The sequence below is a fragment of the Bellilinea sp. genome, assembly GCF_053501535.1.
This window is the reverse complement of the sequence record NZ_JBRCOK010000048.1, coordinates 17,490-35,289: the sequence shown is the minus strand read 5'-3', so window position 1 is coordinate 35,289 and position 17,800 is coordinate 17,490. Positions and strand designations below refer to the sequence as shown.

Annotated in this window: 16 protein-coding genes; 12 read left to right on the top strand and 4 right to left on the bottom strand. The window is 44.5% G+C overall.

Annotated features, from left to right (window positions below):
- The first annotated feature begins 6 nt into the window (after window positions 1–6).
- The 6 genes from ACWIZX_RS05435 to trxA all read left to right on the top strand — a co-directional run bounded on the left by ACWIZX_RS05435 (window position 7) and on the right by trxA (window position 4,067).
- Window positions 7–1,482 carry a VWA domain-containing protein gene (locus ACWIZX_RS05435; RefSeq protein WP_448335065.1) on the top strand — a complete coding sequence of 492 codons (1,476 nt, stop codon included), beginning with the start codon at window positions 7–9 and terminating at the stop codon, window positions 1,480–1,482.
- The gene (locus ACWIZX_RS05430; protein WP_322793628.1) at window positions 1,479–2,012 is read left to right on the top strand and encodes an FHA domain-containing protein; all 534 of its coding nucleotides are present in this window, start codon (window positions 1,479–1,481) and stop codon (window positions 2,010–2,012) included. The genes ACWIZX_RS05435 and ACWIZX_RS05430 overlap by 4 nt, the downstream gene beginning before the upstream one ends.
- A 13-nt stretch (window positions 2,013–2,025) precedes the next feature.
- A complete protein-coding gene (locus ACWIZX_RS05425; protein WP_322793627.1) occupies window positions 2,026–2,265 on the top strand; it encodes a hypothetical protein in 240 nt (79 codons plus the stop codon).
- Window positions 2,266–2,269: 4 nt separating this feature from the next.
- On the top strand, window positions 2,270–3,010 hold the full coding sequence (locus tag ACWIZX_RS05420) for a response regulator transcription factor (RefSeq protein ID WP_322793626.1): 741 nt from the start codon (window positions 2,270–2,272) through the stop codon (window positions 3,008–3,010).
- Window positions 3,011–3,113: 103 nt separating this feature from the next.
- Entirely contained in the window at window positions 3,114–3,554 is a 441-nt protein-coding gene (locus ACWIZX_RS05415; RefSeq protein ID WP_322793625.1) for an Hsp20/alpha crystallin family protein, read from the top strand.
- Between the two features lie 153 nt (window positions 3,555–3,707).
- On the top strand, window positions 3,708–4,067 hold the full coding sequence (trxA, locus tag ACWIZX_RS05410; RefSeq protein ID WP_322793624.1) for a thioredoxin: 360 nt from the start codon (window positions 3,708–3,710) through the stop codon (window positions 4,065–4,067).
- Window positions 4,068–4,116: 49 nt separating this feature from the next.
- On the opposite strand, the gene murA is transcribed toward trxA, so the two are convergent.
- Complete coding sequence (gene murA, locus ACWIZX_RS05405; protein ID WP_448335064.1) at window positions 4,117–5,397, bottom strand: UDP-N-acetylglucosamine 1-carboxyvinyltransferase; 1,281 nt, start codon at window positions 5,395–5,397, stop codon at window positions 4,117–4,119.
- Between the two features lie 92 nt (window positions 5,398–5,489).
- On the opposite strand from murA, the gene ACWIZX_RS05400 reads away from it, so the two are divergent.
- Window positions 5,490–6,314, top strand: a complete 825-nt coding sequence (locus tag ACWIZX_RS05400) for an alpha/beta fold hydrolase (RefSeq protein ID WP_448335063.1) — start codon at window positions 5,490–5,492, stop codon at window positions 6,312–6,314.
- Here ACWIZX_RS05400 and ACWIZX_RS05395 read toward each other — a convergent pair.
- Window positions 6,239–8,293: a thioredoxin domain-containing protein gene (locus tag ACWIZX_RS05395; protein ID WP_448335062.1), complete on the bottom strand. Its 2,055-nt coding sequence runs from the start codon at window positions 8,291–8,293 to the stop codon at window positions 6,239–6,241. The genes ACWIZX_RS05400 and ACWIZX_RS05395 overlap by 76 nt on opposite strands.
- Window positions 8,294–8,445: 152 nt before the next feature.
- On the opposite strand from ACWIZX_RS05395, the gene ACWIZX_RS05390 reads away from it, so the two are divergent.
- Window positions 8,446–9,573: a hypothetical protein gene (locus tag ACWIZX_RS05390; protein ID WP_448335061.1), complete on the top strand. Its 1,128-nt coding sequence runs from the start codon at window positions 8,446–8,448 to the stop codon at window positions 9,571–9,573.
- A gap of 87 nt (window positions 9,574–9,660) precedes the next feature.
- Here the strand turns inward: ACWIZX_RS05390 and ACWIZX_RS05385 are convergent, their stop codons facing one another.
- Window positions 9,661–10,956, bottom strand: a complete 1,296-nt coding sequence (locus ACWIZX_RS05385; protein ID WP_448335060.1) for an ArnT family glycosyltransferase — start codon at window positions 10,954–10,956, stop codon at window positions 9,661–9,663.
- Between the two features lie 103 nt (window positions 10,957–11,059).
- Here ACWIZX_RS05385 and ACWIZX_RS05380 point away from each other — a divergent pair, with 103 nt between their 5' ends.
- Together ACWIZX_RS05380 and ACWIZX_RS05375 are read left to right on the top strand one after the other, a co-directional pair.
- Window positions 11,060–12,652 (top strand): glycosyltransferase family 39 protein, encoded by a 1,593-nt coding sequence (locus ACWIZX_RS05380; protein WP_448335059.1) that lies wholly within the window; start codon window positions 11,060–11,062, stop codon window positions 12,650–12,652.
- Window positions 12,652–14,172 carry a hypothetical protein gene (locus ACWIZX_RS05375; RefSeq protein ID WP_448335058.1) on the top strand — a complete coding sequence of 507 codons (1,521 nt, stop codon included), beginning with the start codon at window positions 12,652–12,654 and terminating at the stop codon, window positions 14,170–14,172. The genes ACWIZX_RS05380 and ACWIZX_RS05375 overlap by 1 nt, the downstream gene beginning before the upstream one ends.
- On the opposite strand, the gene ACWIZX_RS05370 is transcribed toward ACWIZX_RS05375, so the two are convergent.
- Window positions 14,169–14,972 (bottom strand): nitrilase-related carbon-nitrogen hydrolase, encoded by an 804-nt coding sequence (locus ACWIZX_RS05370; protein WP_322793616.1) that lies wholly within the window; start codon window positions 14,970–14,972, stop codon window positions 14,169–14,171. The two genes, ACWIZX_RS05375 and ACWIZX_RS05370, sit on opposite strands and share 4 nt — an antisense overlap.
- A 59-nt stretch (window positions 14,973–15,031) precedes the next feature.
- Here ACWIZX_RS05370 and ACWIZX_RS05365 point away from each other — a divergent pair, with 59 nt between their 5' ends.
- Window positions 15,032–16,282, top strand: coding sequence for a glycosyltransferase family 87 protein (locus ACWIZX_RS05365; protein ID WP_322793615.1), 1,251 nt, complete (start codon window positions 15,032–15,034; stop codon window positions 16,280–16,282).
- 8 nt (window positions 16,283–16,290) lie between these two features.
- Entirely contained in the window at window positions 16,291–17,763 is a 1,473-nt protein-coding gene (locus ACWIZX_RS05360) for a glycosyltransferase family 39 protein (protein WP_448335057.1), read from the top strand.
- Window positions 17,764–17,800: the final 37 nt, after the last annotated feature.

Sequence of the window (17,800 nt, the reverse complement as noted above, 5' to 3'; positions counted from 1 at the left end):
TTTGGGATGAAGACGAGTTTTTATCAGATCCTTGAAATTCCTTTTAATGCCAGTGCGGAAGATATCCGAACGGCATATTTCGAGGCTGCCCGGCGTTTTCATCCGGATGTGAACCCCGATCCATTTGCCAAGCAAAAATTTTTACAAATTCAAGAAGCCTACGAAGTACTCTCCAATCCCAAAAAACGTTTGGCTTATGACGAACAACTACCGGCGGAGTTTAAAGAACTACCCGAGGTTAATATTTCCATAACCTACGGGCGGTCGCAAATTCCGCTGTTAGATGAACCTCAACTCTTTTATGTTTTACTGGAATTGGATACACCCAAACAACCAGACCCCAAAGATCTGCCACCCATCCATGTGTGTTTAATTGTTGATCGGTCCAACTCCATGCGCGGTGAGCGAATTGAGATGGTGCGGCAGAATATCGTCCTTTTAACCCGAAAATTAAGACCCAAAGATCGGCTATCCATTGTAGCTTTCAGCGATCGGGCAGAGGTGATTTTACCTCCGAAGGAACTTGAAGATCCAGCATCTGTAGAGAGTGTGCTGGGTAAATTACAGGTCGGTGGAGCAACCGAAATTTTTCAAGGACTTTCTACCGGTTATGACTTGATTCAACGATTTAGCCGGGAAGGAATGATCAAGCAGTTGATCTTGATTACAGATGGCCATACCTATGGGGATGAACAAAACTGTATCGATCTGGCTGCCCAGGCACGCGAGGAAGGGGTGCCGATTAATGCCCTGGGGATAGGGGATGAGTGGAATGATATTTTTTTGGATCGAATAGCGGCATTAAGCGGAGGTAATGCGGTATACGTCAACCGCAATGAAGACCTTACCCAATTTATCGAAAGTAAAATGCAATCCATTTCGGTCAGTTATGCAAGAAAAATTGAGTGGTTCTTCAATTTGGAAGAAGGGATAGAACTGCGGTATGTTTTTCGTATTCATCCCGACATCACCCCGCTGGGCAACGAATCGCCCATACCTTTGGGCACAATTGAATATGGAAAAAAAACCAGTATTATATTAGAATTCAAACTACCCCCGCTCGCCAACAATCGAACCGAAGTTGAACTCTTGAAAGGTTTTATTCAAATGCAAGTTCCATCCCTGGCCAATCCATTTGGGCGCTATGGGGTGCATCTTTTCCGTCAAACCAGAGAAAACTGGCAGACGGAAAAGCCACCCACGTCAATCCTTCAGGCAATGTCAAAAATTACGCTGTATCGTTTGCAAGAAAAAGCCCGGTTGGAAGTGCAATCAGGAGATATTGGGAAAGCAACGCGGCATCTGCAGCATTTAGCAACTCATTTACTTGCCCAGGGTGATCGTGAACTGGCAAAAACCGTTCTGGTTGAGGCCGATCACATCCAGAGAACTCATTCTTTCAGCAAAGAAGGGGATAAGAAAATTAAGTATGGTACACGCGCGTTGTTTTTGTTGCCCAGTCCGGCGAGGAGGGAGCCATGATTCGTTGCCCTAATTGTCAGCATCAGGAATTACCGGGTGCTTTGTTTTGTAGCGAATGCGGCGCACAATTGACCTCGGTTGATACGTTAACTACTCAGAATTTAGAAAAAGTCAATTCTGATATGCTCAACGGAAGCGCTGTTTTTTCCAGCGTCCCTATTCCGGAGGTGAAAATTGAAACGGCGGTTGTTGAAGGTGCTGAGCCGGTCGTTTCATTGCACATGATCGATTCGGGGAGAACAATCCACCTCACTGGCCGCTCCGAGTTTTCGCTCGGACGAATTGCTGAAGGGCAGCCTATTTTACCGGATGTTGATTTGTCTGAATTTGAAGCTTATACTCAGGGAGTATCCCGGCTGCATGCTGCAATCAAAATCGGATCGCAGCGCGTTTCGATCATGGATTTGGGGTCGGCGAACGGGACACGGGTAAATGGGCAAAAAATTGTCCCACATGTGGATTACCCTGTGAAGCATGGGGATGTAATTGCATTGGGAAAGCTAAAATTTCAGTTGATCATTCATAAATAAATGGAATGGTGCAATGCCAACCTTAATTCTCCACATCGTAAATGAAGATCCTGTTGTTGGTGAGGTGGATACTTTGCCGTCACCGGCTGACAATTTGGTAATCCTCAAAAATCCTAGAAAGAGGGACGGGAAAGATTTACATTACCTTGAACCAAATGTAACCATGGTCATGTGGCCTATGAGTCGCGTAACCTTCATCGAGGTTTTACCAACCAGCGAGGAAGAGGAAATCATTACCTTCGTAAGGGAATAAACCCATGTCTCAAGATGAGGATTTTAAGAATCGCGTAATTCTCGTAGTGGATGATGAGGAACGCATGGCGCGCTTCATCCGCTTAAACCTGGAACACGATGGTTTCAGGGTGGTAGAAGCGCATCGGGGTTTGGAAGCCATCCATCAACTGCGAGATGCGATGCCGGACGTTGTCATTCTGGATGTGATGATGCCGGATTTGGATGGGTTTGAAGTGTTAAAAATGATTCGTGAAATCAGTAATGTTCCGGTGATCATGTTGACCGCTAAGGGAGAAGAGGATGACCGCGTGCGGGGGCTTGAATTAGGGGCGGATGATTATGTAACCAAACCATTCAGCCCAAGAGAATTGGTTAGCCGTGTGCGGGCCGTCTTGCGTCGAACTGAAGCCAGTGGTTTTAGTTCGAAAGAAGTTTATGAGATTGATGATCGGTTGAAAATTGATTTTGGCAGGCGTGAAGTCTGGGTGGATGGCAAGCTGGTTAAGCTGCGACCAACCGAATACCGTCTGCTTTATCACCTGGTGCAAAATGCTGGCTGGGTGATGACCTATGATCAATTGCTTTCAAAGGTTTGGGGTTATGAATATCGAGATGAACCCCACTATGTACGACTTTATATCAATTACCTTCGTCAAAAATTAGAAAAAGATCCGGCAAACCCAAAGTATATTCTTACAGAACGAGGGGTAGGCTATCGGTTTGTGGATTTTACCCGCGAGGGATCCAAAAAAGATTCAGATTAAGCCGCAATGTTTTTATAAATCTTTAATATTTCGTTTGTCATATTCTTATCTTTATGTTTTATACAAAAGGATAAGCCGACTTTAATGATCAAGGAGGTGGAGTATGGCAGACTTGACCCTGTTTGATCCCTTCCGAGAGATGGCAACTTTACGTTCGATGGTAGATCAAGTTTTTGACAACATGTTAAGCCGTCAACTGGAAGGTTGGCGCGGATATGATTGGATGGCTGTGGATATGTACCAGACCAATGATGAAGTGGTAGTCAAAGCCGTCTTGCCGGGTGTAAAACCGGAAGATATCCAGGTGTCCGTGGCTAACCAGGTGTTAACCATTCGCGGAGAAGTCAAGGAGGAAAAAGTCCGGGAGGATGCCACCTACCATATCCGCGAACGGCGCAGCGGCTTGGTTACCCGTTCCATCCAATTGCCGGTGGATGTGGTTGTAGAAAAAGCCAAAGCCGAATATGAGAATGGTATTCTCACGCTGGTATTACCCAAAGCTGAGGAAATGCGTCCGAAGACCATTTCGGTAAAAGTCAAGTGATTTTCAGGATCAGGTTTTAAGGATTGTTTTCAGACCTCTCGAAATCTGAGAGGTCTGATATTTTATGCAACTTTTGAATTCACTCAGCATCAAAATTAGCATGAATTTTTTTCGAATGGTATACTATATCAAAACTGATGAGAGGAGAAAGGAATGATTAAAGAACCAGTACACGTAACGGATGCAGCATTTGAAAAAACGGTACTTCAGTCAAATTTGCCGGTTATTGTTGATTTCTGGGCACCCTGGTGCGGTCCCTGCCGCATGGTTGCCCCAATCCTGGATAAAATTGCTGCGGAATATGCTGGAAAATTAATTGTCGCGAAAGTAAATACCGACGAAAATCCCGAATGGGCAATGCGTTATGGGGTTCAGGGCATTCCTACGATGCTATTTATTGCCAACGGCAAGGTGATTCACCGTCAGGTTGGCGCCTTACCCGAGGGAATGCTGCGCGAAATACTGGATCAATTTTTAGAGGTAGTACAAAACGCTTCTGCCAAGAAGAACTAAAACAGATGATCATCAAAAAATCCCGGAGGTTCCGGGATTTTTTGATTTGTTATTCAACCACTCGTTGGATGTTAGCGCCTAAGGCTGCCAGCTTCTGATCTACTTTCTCATAACCACGGTCAATCTGTCCGATATTGCGAATGACCGATGTGCCTTTCGCCGAAAGGGCAGCCAGTACCAGCGCCATACCGGCGCGAATATCGGGACTTTCCATTTTTTCGCCGTAAAGTTCGGTAGGTCCCTGAACAATGCATCGGTGCGGATCACATAAGACAATTTGAGCACCCATACCAACGAGTTTATCGGTGAAGAACATACGGCTGGGATACATCCAATCATGGAAAAGTACGGTACCTTTGGATTGGGTGGCTACCACAAGAGCAATGCTCATCAAGTCGGTTGGGAAGGACGGCCAAGGCATTACGCTGATTTCTGGAATTGCATTCCCCAAATCGGGCTCAATAACCAGTTTCTGCTTCGAAGGGACGAAGATATCATCTCCACTGGTTTCCCAGTGTACGCCCAAACGTCCGAAAACCAATCGAATCATATCCAGGTACTGGTTGCCGGCATTGCGAATCCAGATTTCACCATGGGTAACAGCAGCAGCCCCAATGAAACTGACCACCTCTAAATAATCCGGTCCAATAGTAAATTCACCGCCATGGAGTTTTTCAACACCGGTGATGTGCAACGTGTTTGAGCCGATATTTTCGATTTTTGCGCCAAGCGTATTGAGAAAATGACACAGTTCCTGAATATGGGGTTCGGAAGCAGCATTGCGGATGATGCTTTGTCCCTTGGCGGTTACACAAGCCATAATGGCGTTTTCGGTTGCAGTAACACTGGCTTCATCCAGTAAAATGTCGGCCCCGGTTAAGCCGTTGGCTGAGAAGTAAAAATAACGATCGTAGGTAACCTGAGCTCCAAGTTTGGTAAGCGCAAGGATGTGGGTATCCACCCGCCGGCGCCCGATGACATCACCCCCCGGCGGGGGCAGGCGCAATTCACCCATGCGGGCAGTCATTGGTCCGGCAAGCAGGATGGAGGCGCGGATCTTTCGAGTCAGGTCGGGATCCAAATCGGCAGGGCGGATTACTTTTGCCTGAATCCGCCAGGTGTGCGGTTCGAGTGGGTTGATTTCTACACCCAGGCTTTCCAACAGGGCGCGCATGGTGCGCACGTCCAGAATATCAGGGACATTGCGTAAAACAATCGGTTCATCAGTCAACAAACAGGCAGCCAGTAAAGGCAGTGCGGCATTTTTATTGCCGGCTGGGGTTACTTCACCGTGTAAGGGATGTCCGCCTTCAATAATAAATTTTTCCATTTGTTCCTCCATAGGTGTTGATAGTATTATAAACTTGATGAAGCAAGATACGAGCTTAAAATTGTGAAAAACAACGCAATGGGAGGGACTGCATGAATATTATAGACGAGGGTCAACAAAACGGCTTCCCAGTTCTTTTACTTCATGGTTTAGGGGCCAATGCTGAGTCGTGGTATCTTCAGATTCCCGCGCTGGTGGAAGCGGGTTATCGTGTTCTCGCGCCAGATTTACCGGGATTTGGCAAATCCCACTTTGATGGGAAGCGCTGGGACTTCGATTGGGTTGCTGAATCTTTGATTAAACTTCTACGTTCAAAACAAATTGAAAATATCGGGGTGCTGGGAATTTCGATGGGCGGGGTTGTGGGGTTAAAGTTGGCAGCTGAGCATCCTGAATTTGTCAAAATGTCTATTTTGGTGAATACCTTTGCTGCGTTACGACCTAAAGGATGGAGCGAATTCCACTACTTTACACGCCGGGGACTGCGGGCGTTTTTTCTTTCACCACAGGCTCAGGCAGAACTTGTCGCGAAGCGGGTCTTTCCAGGCGAAGATAAAAGTCTTTACAGAGCGATTTTTATCGAAAGTATTAGACTGGCTGATCCAAAGGTGTATCGAAAAGCGATGCTTGAATTGAGTCGTTTTGATGGTCGTAAACTGGCAGGCAAAATCACCAATCCGGTGCTGGTAATCAGCGGTGAAAGTGATACAACCGTCCCGTTGTATTTGCAGCGCCGCCTGGTTGAGTTATTACCCAATTGTGGGCATGTCATTATTAAGAATGCTGGTCACGCCTTACCAGTCGATCAACCACAAGTATTCAATGAAGTGATGTTGCGCTTTTATGCAAACCCTTCGGAAATGGTGCGGCTGTATTCTTCTAAATCTACCAAAGGTTGTTTACAGGCAAAGTTTTGACAGATATAGGCAGTCGGGAGACCCTGTAAAGCCGGTTTGTGTTCCAATACGCCGGGTGCATTTTCTGCAAGGGGCAGGGAAGAATGTACCAGAATGCGGCGGGGATGATAAGGGGTCACTTCGGGGTCAAACCATTCTAAATGGGGTTGATTTTTCGAGGTTGGGTATACCAATGCAATTTGTTGAATCGGGCCAGCAGCATAATCCTGAACTTGCAGCCAGTAAGCAAAGGCTGTGGGATATTCCGCTGCGGTTTGTTGTAAGGTGGCCAGCAATTCGAGGGCTAAATCCATATAAGGGGAATTTTCCTCAAATGCTGAGTAGAGCATGATGGCATGAGCTGCCAGCGCATTTCCCGATGGAATTGGATTATCCTGTGGATATTTTGGCAAGACAATGGTGTTTGAAGATTGAGAGGAGGTATCAAAGAATCCGCCGTTTGGATCTCTGAAACGGGTGATCATCCATTCCAGAATCTTCTGCGATTCGGAAAACCAGCGGGAATTGCCGTCAAATTGATAAAGAGTCAACAGGGCAACTGTCAATCCGGCGTAATCTTCCAAAAAAGCAGGGGTTGCAGATTTTTCATTGCGCCAGGTGCGATAGAGAAAATCTTCAGAAACAAGGTTTTCCAACAGAAAGGCGGCGTTTCTTTGGGCTGCTTGTAAAAAATCGGGCCGCTGCAAAAAATGACCTGCCTCAGCGAAGGCGCGAAGAGCAAGGGCGTTCCACGAAACAATCACTTTGTCATCCGTTTGAGGTCGAACACGATTTTCGCGAAGAATGCGCAATTTTTCCAAAGGCTGGTCTAAGTGCTTAAGGTAATCCTGGATTGAAAGACCGAACTGATTAGCCAGCGTCTTGAGGGGCAGCACACTTTGTAAAATGATTTTGCCCTCAAAATTACCTTCTTCAGGGAGGGAAAAAGTGGATTTGAAAATTTCTTGTTCTGGAAGTTTTGAAATAGTCTCCAGAATCTCTGCCTTTGTCCAGAGGTAATATTTGCCTTCCTCACCTTCCGAATCGGCGTCCAGACTGGAGTAGAAACCTCCGGATGGGTGGGTCATTTCACGTAAAATAAATTCCAAGGTTCGTTCGCAGGTGCGGCGGTAGGAGTAATCACCCGTTAACAGGTAAGCATGAAGGTAGGTTTGAGCAAGCAATGCATTGTCATAGAGCATCTTTTCAAAATGTGGCACTAACCACCGGCTATCTGTGCTGTAGCGATGAAAACCACCGCCAACCATATCCCATAAACCACCGCTTTGCATAACGTCCAAAGCGTGGCGTGCAGTTTCCATTGCTTGTGGTTGGTTTCTCAAATGACGGTGGAGAAGAAATTCTATGACCATTGGTTGGGGAAACTTTGGCGCTCTGCCCCAACCACCGTTTTGGCGGTCATAATGCTGGATCAGTGCGTGAGCAGCTTGTTCTAAAAGGTCGGTTTGGATTTGGGGTTCGGCGAAGGTCTTCCATTGATTCGTTTCCTGCAGATATTCAGTGACTTTTTGGGCAACTGAATCAATATTATGTCGGTTGGTTTGCCAAACATGCTGTATGCCCTGTAAAACTTCCAAAAATGATGGCATACCGTAGCGTGGAACCGGTGGAAAATAAGTTCCACCATAAAATGGTTTCAGGTCTGGAGTTAAAAATACACTCATCGGCCAACCACCCTGACCGGTCATGGAAACTACTGCGCTCATGTAGAGGTTATCCAGATCCGGGCGCTCTTCACGGTCAACTTTTATGGGGACAAAATGTTGATTGAGATAACTGGCAGTAATCGGATCTTCGAAGGATTCCTCTTCCATGACATGACACCAGTGGCAGGCTGCGTATCCAATGGACAGAAAGATGGGTTTATCTTCTAATCTGGCTTTTTGCAAGGCTTCATCGCCCCAGGGATACCAGTCCACCGGGTTTTGGGCGTGTTGCAGGAGGTAGGGGGAAGTTTCGTGAATTAAACGATTGGTCATGAGAATACCTTTTTTATCAATAATACCAAAAATATCTAACAAATTACAGGGTAAAAATAATTTCGAATGATTTTTCATCTTGTTGATTAGGAGAATCGGAGTATACTCAATCATTAGTTTTTCATTCATCATTTATACCCGCGAGGTGAAAGATGATTTCAATTGAAAAAGTGGATTTATCCAGCAAGAAAGCGATCAATGAATTTGTGGAATTCCCATTCAAAATTTACCGAAACATTCCTCAGTGGGTTCCCCCGATACTGAGTGATATCAAGTTAATGCTGAATCCCAAAAAACACCCTTTTTATGAGCATTCTGAAGGGGAGTTTTTTGTTGCCCGTATGAACGGCGAGATGGTCGGCCGGATCGGTGCGCTAGAGAACAAACCCTTTAATGAGTATCATGACACTCGTCAGGCTCAGTTTTATTTATTTGAATGTGTTGATGATCAGGAAGTGGCAGATGCACTTTTCAACCGGGTGTTTGAATGGGCGCATGCGCGCGGCTTGAATGAAGTCGTCGGCCCAAAGGGTTTAAGTCCATTTGATGGCTACGGTATCCAGATTGAAGGATTTGAACACCGTCAGATGATGGTGATGATGAATTACAATCCTCCTTATTACGTCAAACTGGTCGAGAACCTTGGTTTCCAAAAGGAAGTGGATTTTGTTTCCTGCTACCTTCATCGAGATTCTTTCAAAATGCCCGAAAAGGTGCATCTGGTTGCTCAACGTGTGAAGGAAAAGGGTACTTTTAGGGTGGTAACCTTCACCAATAGAAAGGAATTGAAAGCATACGCCTATCAGATCGGAGAGGCTTACAATAAGACTTTCGTAAACAATTGGGAGTATTACCCCCTGACTCAACGGGAAATTGATTTTGTGGTTCAAAATTTGTTAACCATTGCCGACCCACGTTTGATCAAAGTTATCCTTTACGGGGAAAAAATTGTAGGTTTCCTGTTCGGTTTCCCGGATGTTTCTGCTGCCTTGCAGCGAGCCAAAGGACGACTTACGCCGTGGGCAATTATTGATTTACTGGCAGAAATGAAAAGAACCAAGTGGGTTTCATTAAATGGTGCTGGAATTTTGCCAGAATATCAGGGGCGGGGTGGAAATGCCCTGTTGTATTCTGAAATGGATAAAACCATTAAAGAATTTGGATTTGAACATTTTGAGTTAACCCAGGTAGCGGAAACCGCGGTTCAAATGCGGAAGGATTTGATCAATGTGGGCGGTATACCCTATAAAAATCATCGGGTTTACTATAAGCATATTTGATAGGCGAGATGATTTAGACTTCAATTGTTGGGGATTGATTTTCTGGCATGGTTTCAGGTTTTGAACCATGCCTGTTTTTATTTATATCTACCATTTCTTACTTTTGGCGCTATTCACGCTTAGATGAATTCCGCTGGTGATAGCGAAAGCCATAAATATGGTCAGGAAAGGTAACAAGGGAATATAGTAGCGTTGAAACGAAAGAGGGATGCCTGTGACAATACCGGCTAGTTGCAATGCGAATGTAATCAAAAGAAGGATAACAGGATTATCAAGTTCTTGCCTTGAACGCCATGCATCACGAATCATCCAAATCAGGCCAATTAGTGAAAGGGCAAAAAAGAATCCCCCAATAAAAAATCCATTGGTTAAGTTGTTCCATGGGCGGGAAAAGTAAATTTTGGTTTGCGTTTCGGTAGCTGCCAGATAATTACCTACATCCGCAATGGCTGGCGGGGCAATATACACCTGAGCAATGAATGCTAAAAGGCGGGCCGGAATGGTTTGCGGGGTTTGGGCTGGATTGTATCCGCCAATGGCTGCAGTTTGGGCAAATAACAAAGACTGGCGTTCTGTGAAAGCAGCCTTAATGGCTTCAAAGGGAGTGGACCACAGTACGGGGTTGAGAAGTAAGGTAATCAAAACAAAGATGATTGAGTATAATACAACGCTTTTCAGGATTTGACGAATAGGAACTCGCAGTTTTATGGGGATCAAGAGGCAACCAATCAAACCCGCCAGGAATAATGGTGCTGCGGAGTATTTTGCATTGAATGCCAGCGCAACAAAACAAGCAGTTACCCATGCAGACTTTTTCTCTTTAATAAAAAAATAAATTGAAAGACTTGTGAAAAACAGGAGCAGACTCTCCGCCATCGCGCGGCGGGTGTGAAGTAAGATAAGCGCATTGGTTGCAGTAAAAGTGAGATTCAGCCATGCAGTTGACTTGCCACCAATTCTTTCACCTGTGCGAAAAGCGAGAAAAAGTAATAAAGGGAAAACGAAAGATACTGATAAACGAGAAATAAACAGGTTGTCTTTGGATGGCAATGCTCCATTTTGTAAATTTTCTTCCCAGGTTCTTGACCAATCCCAATCGGATGGAAGCGGCGGTAAATTAAAAATCAATTGCGCAATACCGATGACCCATCGGCTGAGAGGTGGATCGATCAATCGGTATTTTTGGCGCAAATATTCGGGGTGGTCTGGATTGTAAAATAATAATGAAGGTTGAGATAAGAATATCTGGACATCTCGACTCATGAAAATTTGGGTGCTTTCGTCCGGATGAAAAGGCACTTCATTGATTCCCAAAAAGTACAAGATGCTGAACAGAAAAATGATGAAGATTAGTGGGGCGTTGGTCTGAAAGTTTTTACTCATCCGATTTTGCCCTGACAAATGTGTTTGGCGTAGAAACCCAAACCTGAATACAATAATATAACCATCTTTCTAAAAGGGAATACTCGAGTTTTCCATTATTCCAATGAAACGATATTTTCTTTTAGGTTTTGTAATTTTGCTTGGTTTATCCTTAAAAATTGCTTTGCTCCTGGCGGATGTCTTTCCGTTCAACGCAGACGAGGCGATTGTTGGTCTCATGGCGCGCCACATTTTGATGGGGGAAAAACCAATCTTTTTTTATGGTCAGGCATACATGGGGAGTTTGGATGCTTTTCTTGTGGCGGGTGTTTTCAAGATATTTGGTCAGGGTGTGTGGGGAATCAGGCTTGTTCAGATAATTTTATATCTTTTTACCATTTTAACTTCCTATTGGGTGGGTTATCTATTTTTCGATTCTTATCGCGCGGGATTGATCGCGGCCTTCCTAATGGCTGTTCCGCCGGTAAACACCACACTCTACACCACAGTAAGTCTCGGCGGTTATGGAGAAGCATTATTAATTGGGAACTTAATCCTGATCAATACCCGTATGTTGCAAGAGAAGAATAAAAAGAACTCGGCTTGGCTATGGTTTACATGGGGTTTTCTGTGCGGCTTTGGATTATGGGCAAATGGATTAACCCTTGTTTACAGTATTCCAGCGGGGGCGTGGTTATGCTTTCATATTCTACAGGGTAGGAAATGGCGATTTGAAGTTGCCATTATCCTCCAGCTGGTGGGAGGATTATTACTTGGGTCTTTACCATGGTGGATTTTTGCTATACAGAACGGGTGGAGCAACTTAATTACTGAGCTGTTTGGCGCTGCGGTAGCGGTTGAAAGCGAACCTTTTTTTCTGCGGTCACTCAACCATCTTTTCTACTTCATTGTGTTAGGGTTGCCGGCGGCTATGGGATTGCGTCCGCCTTGGGATGTCAGCTGGCTTGGCTTACCTTTAATTCCCTTTGTATTGATTCTGTGGGGAAAAATATTGTGGAATTGGTTTAAATTGCCTCAGAGCTCATCATTGAAGTGGATACTTGAAGGTGTTTTTCTGACTTTGTTCATTGGTTTTGTGTTCACTTCTTTTGGGGTTGACCCAAGCGGCAGATACTTTTTACCCTTATGGATGATTATGAGTCTCTCGGCAGGGAAGGTTTTCGATGAGTGGGGGAAGAAAAAAAACTCAAGTCTTGCTTTGATCGGCGTGATTTCGCTGTTTAATTTTTGGGGAAATATTCAATGCGCGTTAATAAACCCTCCCGGTCTGACAACGCAGTTTTATGCGCCCGCACGGGTAGATATGCGGGCAATGCCTGAAGTGATTCAATTCCTGAAGGAACAGGGAGAAGTAAGAGGTTACTCAAATTATTGGGTGGCTTATCCTCTGGCATTCCTCACGAACGAGGAAATTATTTTCAGCCCTCGATTTCCATATCACCCCGATTTACGATATACCGAGAGGGATGATCGTTATCCTCTCTACACCAAGCAAGTTGAGGCATCCGATAAGGTGGCGTTAATCACTACCCGTAATCCTGCATTGGATGAAAAACTGCGTTGGCTATTAAAAGACAAAGGAATCGGGTGGAATGAAAAACAAATTGGTGATTTTCTGATTTATTATGACCTATCTCGTCCCCTGAAAATTGTTGAATTTGAAAAACTATTTGTTCAGGCAGGTAACCAGAATTGATGAACCCCACTGAGGCCAATCAAAAAAATCTAGAAAATCTAATGTTTTGGGTGACACTCTTGTTGGTTTTCATTATTGCGATTCGCGTACCGTTGGATAGCGACACATGGTGGCATTTAAAAGCTGGGGAATACATGCTGCAAACGGGGGTTCCACTTCTAAGAGATATATTTTCCTTTTCAAGGCAGGGGGAAGTGTGGATTAATCATTCGTGGTTAGGGGAGGTAATCCTCTACTGGTTTTATAAAAATGGCGGCTTTTGGGGGTTGGGATTTGTTGTTGCCCTGACAGCGACCGCTACGATGGCTATCCTGTACCGCACCATACGGGGAGGGGCTATTTTCAAGGCGTGGTTTGTCATACTGTCTGCAATCATCAGTTCCTTCATCTGGTCACCTCGACCCCAAATTTTTTCTCAATTGATGTTCACCATTTTACTGGGATTAGTTTTGAAATACCGCGATCGATCAGGCGGCCCTGCGCTGGGATGGATGTTTGCTCTGTTTGTTCTTTGGTCGAATCTGCATGGTGGCTATGGTTTGGGTATTCTATTGTTGATTTTCCTTTTTGTTGGAGAAATTTTTCAAACTTTTATATTGTCTCCTCGCCGTAGCCAGGAAAATCTCCACAGACTGAAAAAATTCTTTACCTGGATTTTATTGGCTGGTATTGGGGTTGTGATCAATCCTAATGGGTTTAATACCTTGATCATTCCATTCAGGACCGTGGGAGTAGAAGTGCTGCAAACCTTAATTGACGAGTGGGCTTCTCCCAATTTCCATCAACTTGCGATGCAGCCATTCGTTCTGTTGTTATTTGCGGTTATTTTTTCCTTTGCGCTTACCCATAAGAACGTAAGTGGTTTTGAGTTAGCTGGCTTTTTAGGGTTTGCTTATCTGGCTCTGGTTGCGAAGCGCAATTTTGCCCTATTTGCGGTTTTTTCTACGCTGGTTGTTGCCAATCACCTGCCGGAAATTTTGACGGATATTGGTAGTAACCTGAAGCAAATATGGCTTGATAGGTTTGGCCATAAAATCATTCGTCAATCAACCCTGTCAGCGGGCTTTCGTTATACGGTAAATTTTTTGATTGTCGGATTGTTGGGAGTGATTGCAATTCTGAAATGGTATTATGTTACTCATCCAATTGTAATGACAACCTATGAATCTCAATTTTATCCTCAACGAGCGGTTGCATACTTGAAGGCAAAAGGTATTCCGACAGGAAACATGTTGAATAGTTACGGATGGGGTGGTTATTTGATCTGGAATTTACCTGAAACTACGGTCTTTGTGGATGGAAGGACTGATTTATTCGGTGACGACATTCTCATCGAATGGCTGAAGATTGTCAACGCCAATGATGGGTGGGAAAAACTTGTGGAAAAATGGGAAATTGGATGGTTTTTGATCGAACCTCAACAACCAGTTGTAACAAGGCTGATCGAAAACGGATGGAAAGAGTATTATCGGGATGCGGTCAGCGTTGTGATTGTTCGTGAACAGAGTTCGACACCTTAGATAAATTGATTAAACCAACGCTTATATAAATCATCCCTGCGATCCTGCCCGGAATTTAAGTGTTGTTTGACCTCCTCGATGAGATCAAAGTTCATTTCGGCAGTAATTAATTCTTCTTTGTCGGGGCTACCTTCCACCAGAACATCTCCCCAGGGGGAAATCACCGCGCTATACCCAGCCAGAGAATTGTTGCCAACCATTCCAATGGCATTGACCGCTCCAATGAACAATTGATTTTCAATTGCTCTGGCTTTGAGGAATGTTCGCCAGTGTTCCGCTCGTTTTGCCCCCCATTGGGCGACAATCAAAATGCAAAATGCACCGCTTTTTGAATAGAAGCGAAACAGTTCAGGGAAGCGAAGATCGTAACAAATTGCCAGGCCGGCCTTCCCCCAGTCAAAATCAACGCTTACGAATTGGTTGCCCGCCTTAAAATACTGATGTTCATCCAGCAGACGGAACAAATGGACTTTATGGTAAGGAGAAGTTACGGATTCATCGGGCAAGGTAATCAGAAAAGTATTGTGGCAGCCCGCTTCGTCGCAGGTGATATAAGAACCACCGATGGCGATATTAAACTTCCGCGATAGCAATTTCAGCCGATTGATGATATCTTGATTGATGTCCACATAATCCCGGCTGTTTTGAAGGTCGTAACCGCTGCTCCACAATTCAGGCAATAAAATTAATGAAGATCCATAACTGGCAGCCTGTTCTATGTGTCCCAAAGCAGTTTGAAAGTTTTGCTCGGGCTTTCCGATTTGAACTTCAAATTGGGCAAGTGAAATTTTGGTATTCATTCTGGCGTGAATTATAATTGATCAGGGGATGTTGAGCACTTTGAGGAGAATCCAATACAATGTCACGAAATTCATCCTTCTTAATTATAGTGCTTTTGGTTCTGGGCATTGGCTTATTTGGTTTGTTGGTGTGGGGTAATTACCGTTATACGACACAAAATCCAGGAGGTAATGATTTCCTGGTTCATTGGATGGGGACAAAATCATTTTTTGAGGACGGGTTAAGCCCCTATTCGGATGAAGTAGCTCTTCGAATTCAAACAATGGTGTACGGTCGAGCCGCACAACCAGGTGAACACGAATTACGGGTTGCCTATCCGCTTTATTCGATTTTTATCTTTTTGCCCTTTGCAATGATATCGGATTACAACCTTGCCCGCGCTGTGTGGATGGCAGTTCTCGAATCTGCTTTGATTTTAATGGCATTCCTTTCTTTAAGGTTGGTCCGCTGGCGACCCAGACCGCTTATTCTGACTATCTTTTTGCTCTTTTCGGTTTTTTGGTACCACGCCTTGCGACCTGTGATTTTGGGAAATGCAGTCATATTGATTGCTTTGGCAATTGTGGCAATTTTACTTGCCGTTCGTGCGGGCAACGATGAATTGGCTGGCATTTTAATGGGATTAATTACCATCAAACCTCAGGTAGTATTGCTTGTTATTGTTTTTTTGTGTATTTGGGCTGCCAGTCATCGGCGTTGGAAAATTATCGTGTGGTTTTCGATCAGTATGGGTTTTTTGATTGGGCTTGCGGTAATTTTGATTCCAGACTGGATCCTCCAGAATTTACGGGAAATACTGCGATATCCATCCTATAATCCGCCCGGCACCTTACCGGCTGCGATGGAGGCAATCATTCCGCAGGGTGGTGAACGCCTTGGCAGGGTCATTTCGGGGGTTGCCGTGTTGATTCTGATCTTGGAGTGGTTCATTAACCGGAAAAGCGAGTTCCGGGCTTTTGTGTGGACTGTTTGCCTTACCTTGACACTCAGTTTTTGGGTTGGGCTGCAAACCGATCCGGGTAATTTCATTGTGGCTTATCCGGCACTGGTATTGACTTTCGCGGTTTGGGTTGAACGATGGCAGAATCGGGGAGTTGTGATTTCCGTCATTGCCATGTTCCTGCTTTTTATTGGAATCTGGGAGATTTTTCTCTCTACTGTAGAGATGAATTATCAACCGATCCAAAGCCCGGTCATGTTCTTACCTTTACCAATATTTTTATTAATCTGTCTTTACTGGAATCGTTGGTGGGCGGTCAGGCCGCCACATTTATGGTTTGATTCGCTTCAACAACAAAACGCCCCCTAACCAGTGGCATGAATAAAAAAGAGCAGCTTTTCTTCATTTTTGCTTTTTTGCTGGCAATTGGATTGCGTCTGGTTGGAATTAACAGTCGGGAAATCCAATATGATGATGCATTCAGCATCTTTCTTGCCCGTCAGAGTTTGGGAAACATCATTCAAGGGACAGCGGCTGACACCATGCCTCCCTTGTATTATTTTTTACTTCATTTTTGGCTGGGTTTGAGCAGCGAGCTGGCGGTTTTAAGATTGCTTAGTGTTGGCTTATCCCTAATTGGTTGGGTGATAGCCGTTGATCTTTGCCGGCGGATGTTTGGAGTGCGCGCTGCGCTTGTCGCCAGCCTTTTACTCGCCTTTTCGCCTTTACAAATTTATCACAGTCAGGACCTGAGAATGTATGCCTTACTGATGGTAGGGCAGATGGCCTATTACTGGTTTTTCTATCGAATATTCGAGGAGAAAAATTCACGAAAATTACTTTGGATTGGGTTGATTATCAGCGGAATCATTGCCCTTTATAGTCATGCGCTGGCAGGGTTTGGTTTGATATGGGGTAACATTTACTTGTTGGGGAAGAAGCGGTGGAATGATCACACTCAGCTGATCAAAGCTCAACTGTGGATTGGATTGGTGTACTTGCCATGGGCTTTCTTTCTACCCGGTCAAATTGCCAAAGTTCAACGAGCGTTCTGGACTCCACGGCCGGGGATTGTAGAAATTCTTCAATCGGTGATCTTGTTTCATGCTAATCTGCCCCTGAAGGGTATTTTACTTCCAATTGTTGCGGTAGTCAGCGCCCAATTATTTTTTGTTATCCTCTGGGAATTGTGGAAAGATCGGAATAATCATTCTTTCATTGACTTGGTGGGTCTGCTTGTGATAGGGTTTCCACTGACATTATTTATTCTTTCTTATCTAATGCAACCAGTCTTTGTTACGCGGGTTTTTATTCTTTCCAATGTCATTTACTGCCTTGCTGCTTCACGATTTATTATTCTGAAATGGAAGCGAGGAATCGGCGCGTTCCTTCTCGGTGGTTATCTGTTAACTGCGCTTATTTCCTTGCCTTCTTTTTATACGTTCAACGAATTTCCGCGTTCACCTTTTCGCCAGGCAGTGTATTATCTAAATCTTCCGCAAAACAGCAGTCTGTTTGTTTTGCATGATAATAAACTCAGTTATTTTCCGATGCGATATTATGATGAGGAGCGTGAGGCTGCCTTTCTGGCAGATGAGCCGGGTTCTCCTAATGATACTTTGGCTATGGCTACTCAACATGCGATGGGAATCTATCCGGTCAAAGATTTTTCAAAGGCAATTGAGGGGAAAGATAGTTTCTTTTTTGTGGTCTTTAAAAAAGCGATTGAAGAATTTGAGCAAACTGGACAACAACATCCAGTGCTTGAAGCGCTATCCAAAAATTACCTGCAAACTAACCTTACTCTGATCGGTGATTTGGAAATTATTCAATTCAGGGAAAAGCCATGAGGGGTTGGAAGGTTGTAAAAAGAATCCTTTATACCTA

Excerpts from the sequence above, each read along its gene's own strand:
- ACWIZX_RS05435 (WP_448335065.1), top strand. The coding sequence starts at position 7 with ATGAAGACGAGTTTTTATCAGATCCTTGAAATTCCTTTTAATGCCAGT.
- ACWIZX_RS05430 (WP_322793628.1), top strand. The coding sequence starts at position 1,479 with ATGATTCGTTGCCCTAATTGTCAGCATCAGGAATTACCGGGTGCTTTG.
- ACWIZX_RS05425 (WP_322793627.1), top strand. The coding sequence starts at position 2,026 with ATGCCAACCTTAATTCTCCACATCGTAAATGAAGATCCTGTTGTTGGT.
- ACWIZX_RS05420 (WP_322793626.1), top strand. The coding sequence starts at position 2,270 with ATGTCTCAAGATGAGGATTTTAAGAATCGCGTAATTCTCGTAGTGGAT.
- ACWIZX_RS05415 (WP_322793625.1), top strand. The coding sequence starts at position 3,114 with ATGGCAGACTTGACCCTGTTTGATCCCTTCCGAGAGATGGCAACTTTA.
- trxA (WP_322793624.1), top strand. The coding sequence starts at position 3,708 with ATGATTAAAGAACCAGTACACGTAACGGATGCAGCATTTGAAAAAACG.
- murA (WP_448335064.1), bottom strand. The coding sequence starts at position 5,397 with ATGGAAAAATTTATTATTGAAGGCGGACATCCCTTACACGGTGAAGTA.
- ACWIZX_RS05400 (WP_448335063.1), top strand. The coding sequence starts at position 5,490 with ATGAATATTATAGACGAGGGTCAACAAAACGGCTTCCCAGTTCTTTTA.
- ACWIZX_RS05395 (WP_448335062.1), bottom strand. The coding sequence starts at position 8,293 with ATGACCAATCGTTTAATTCACGAAACTTCCCCCTACCTCCTGCAACAC.
- ACWIZX_RS05390 (WP_448335061.1), top strand. The coding sequence starts at position 8,446 with ATGATTTCAATTGAAAAAGTGGATTTATCCAGCAAGAAAGCGATCAAT.
- ACWIZX_RS05385 (WP_448335060.1), bottom strand. The coding sequence starts at position 10,956 with ATGAGTAAAAACTTTCAGACCAACGCCCCACTAATCTTCATCATTTTT.
- ACWIZX_RS05380 (WP_448335059.1), top strand. The coding sequence starts at position 11,060 with ATGAAACGATATTTTCTTTTAGGTTTTGTAATTTTGCTTGGTTTATCC.
- ACWIZX_RS05375 (WP_448335058.1), top strand. The coding sequence starts at position 12,652 with ATGAACCCCACTGAGGCCAATCAAAAAAATCTAGAAAATCTAATGTTT.
- ACWIZX_RS05370 (WP_322793616.1), bottom strand. The coding sequence starts at position 14,972 with ATGAATACCAAAATTTCACTTGCCCAATTTGAAGTTCAAATCGGAAAG.
- ACWIZX_RS05365 (WP_322793615.1), top strand. The coding sequence starts at position 15,032 with ATGTCACGAAATTCATCCTTCTTAATTATAGTGCTTTTGGTTCTGGGC.
- ACWIZX_RS05360 (WP_448335057.1), top strand. The coding sequence starts at position 16,291 with ATGAATAAAAAAGAGCAGCTTTTCTTCATTTTTGCTTTTTTGCTGGCA.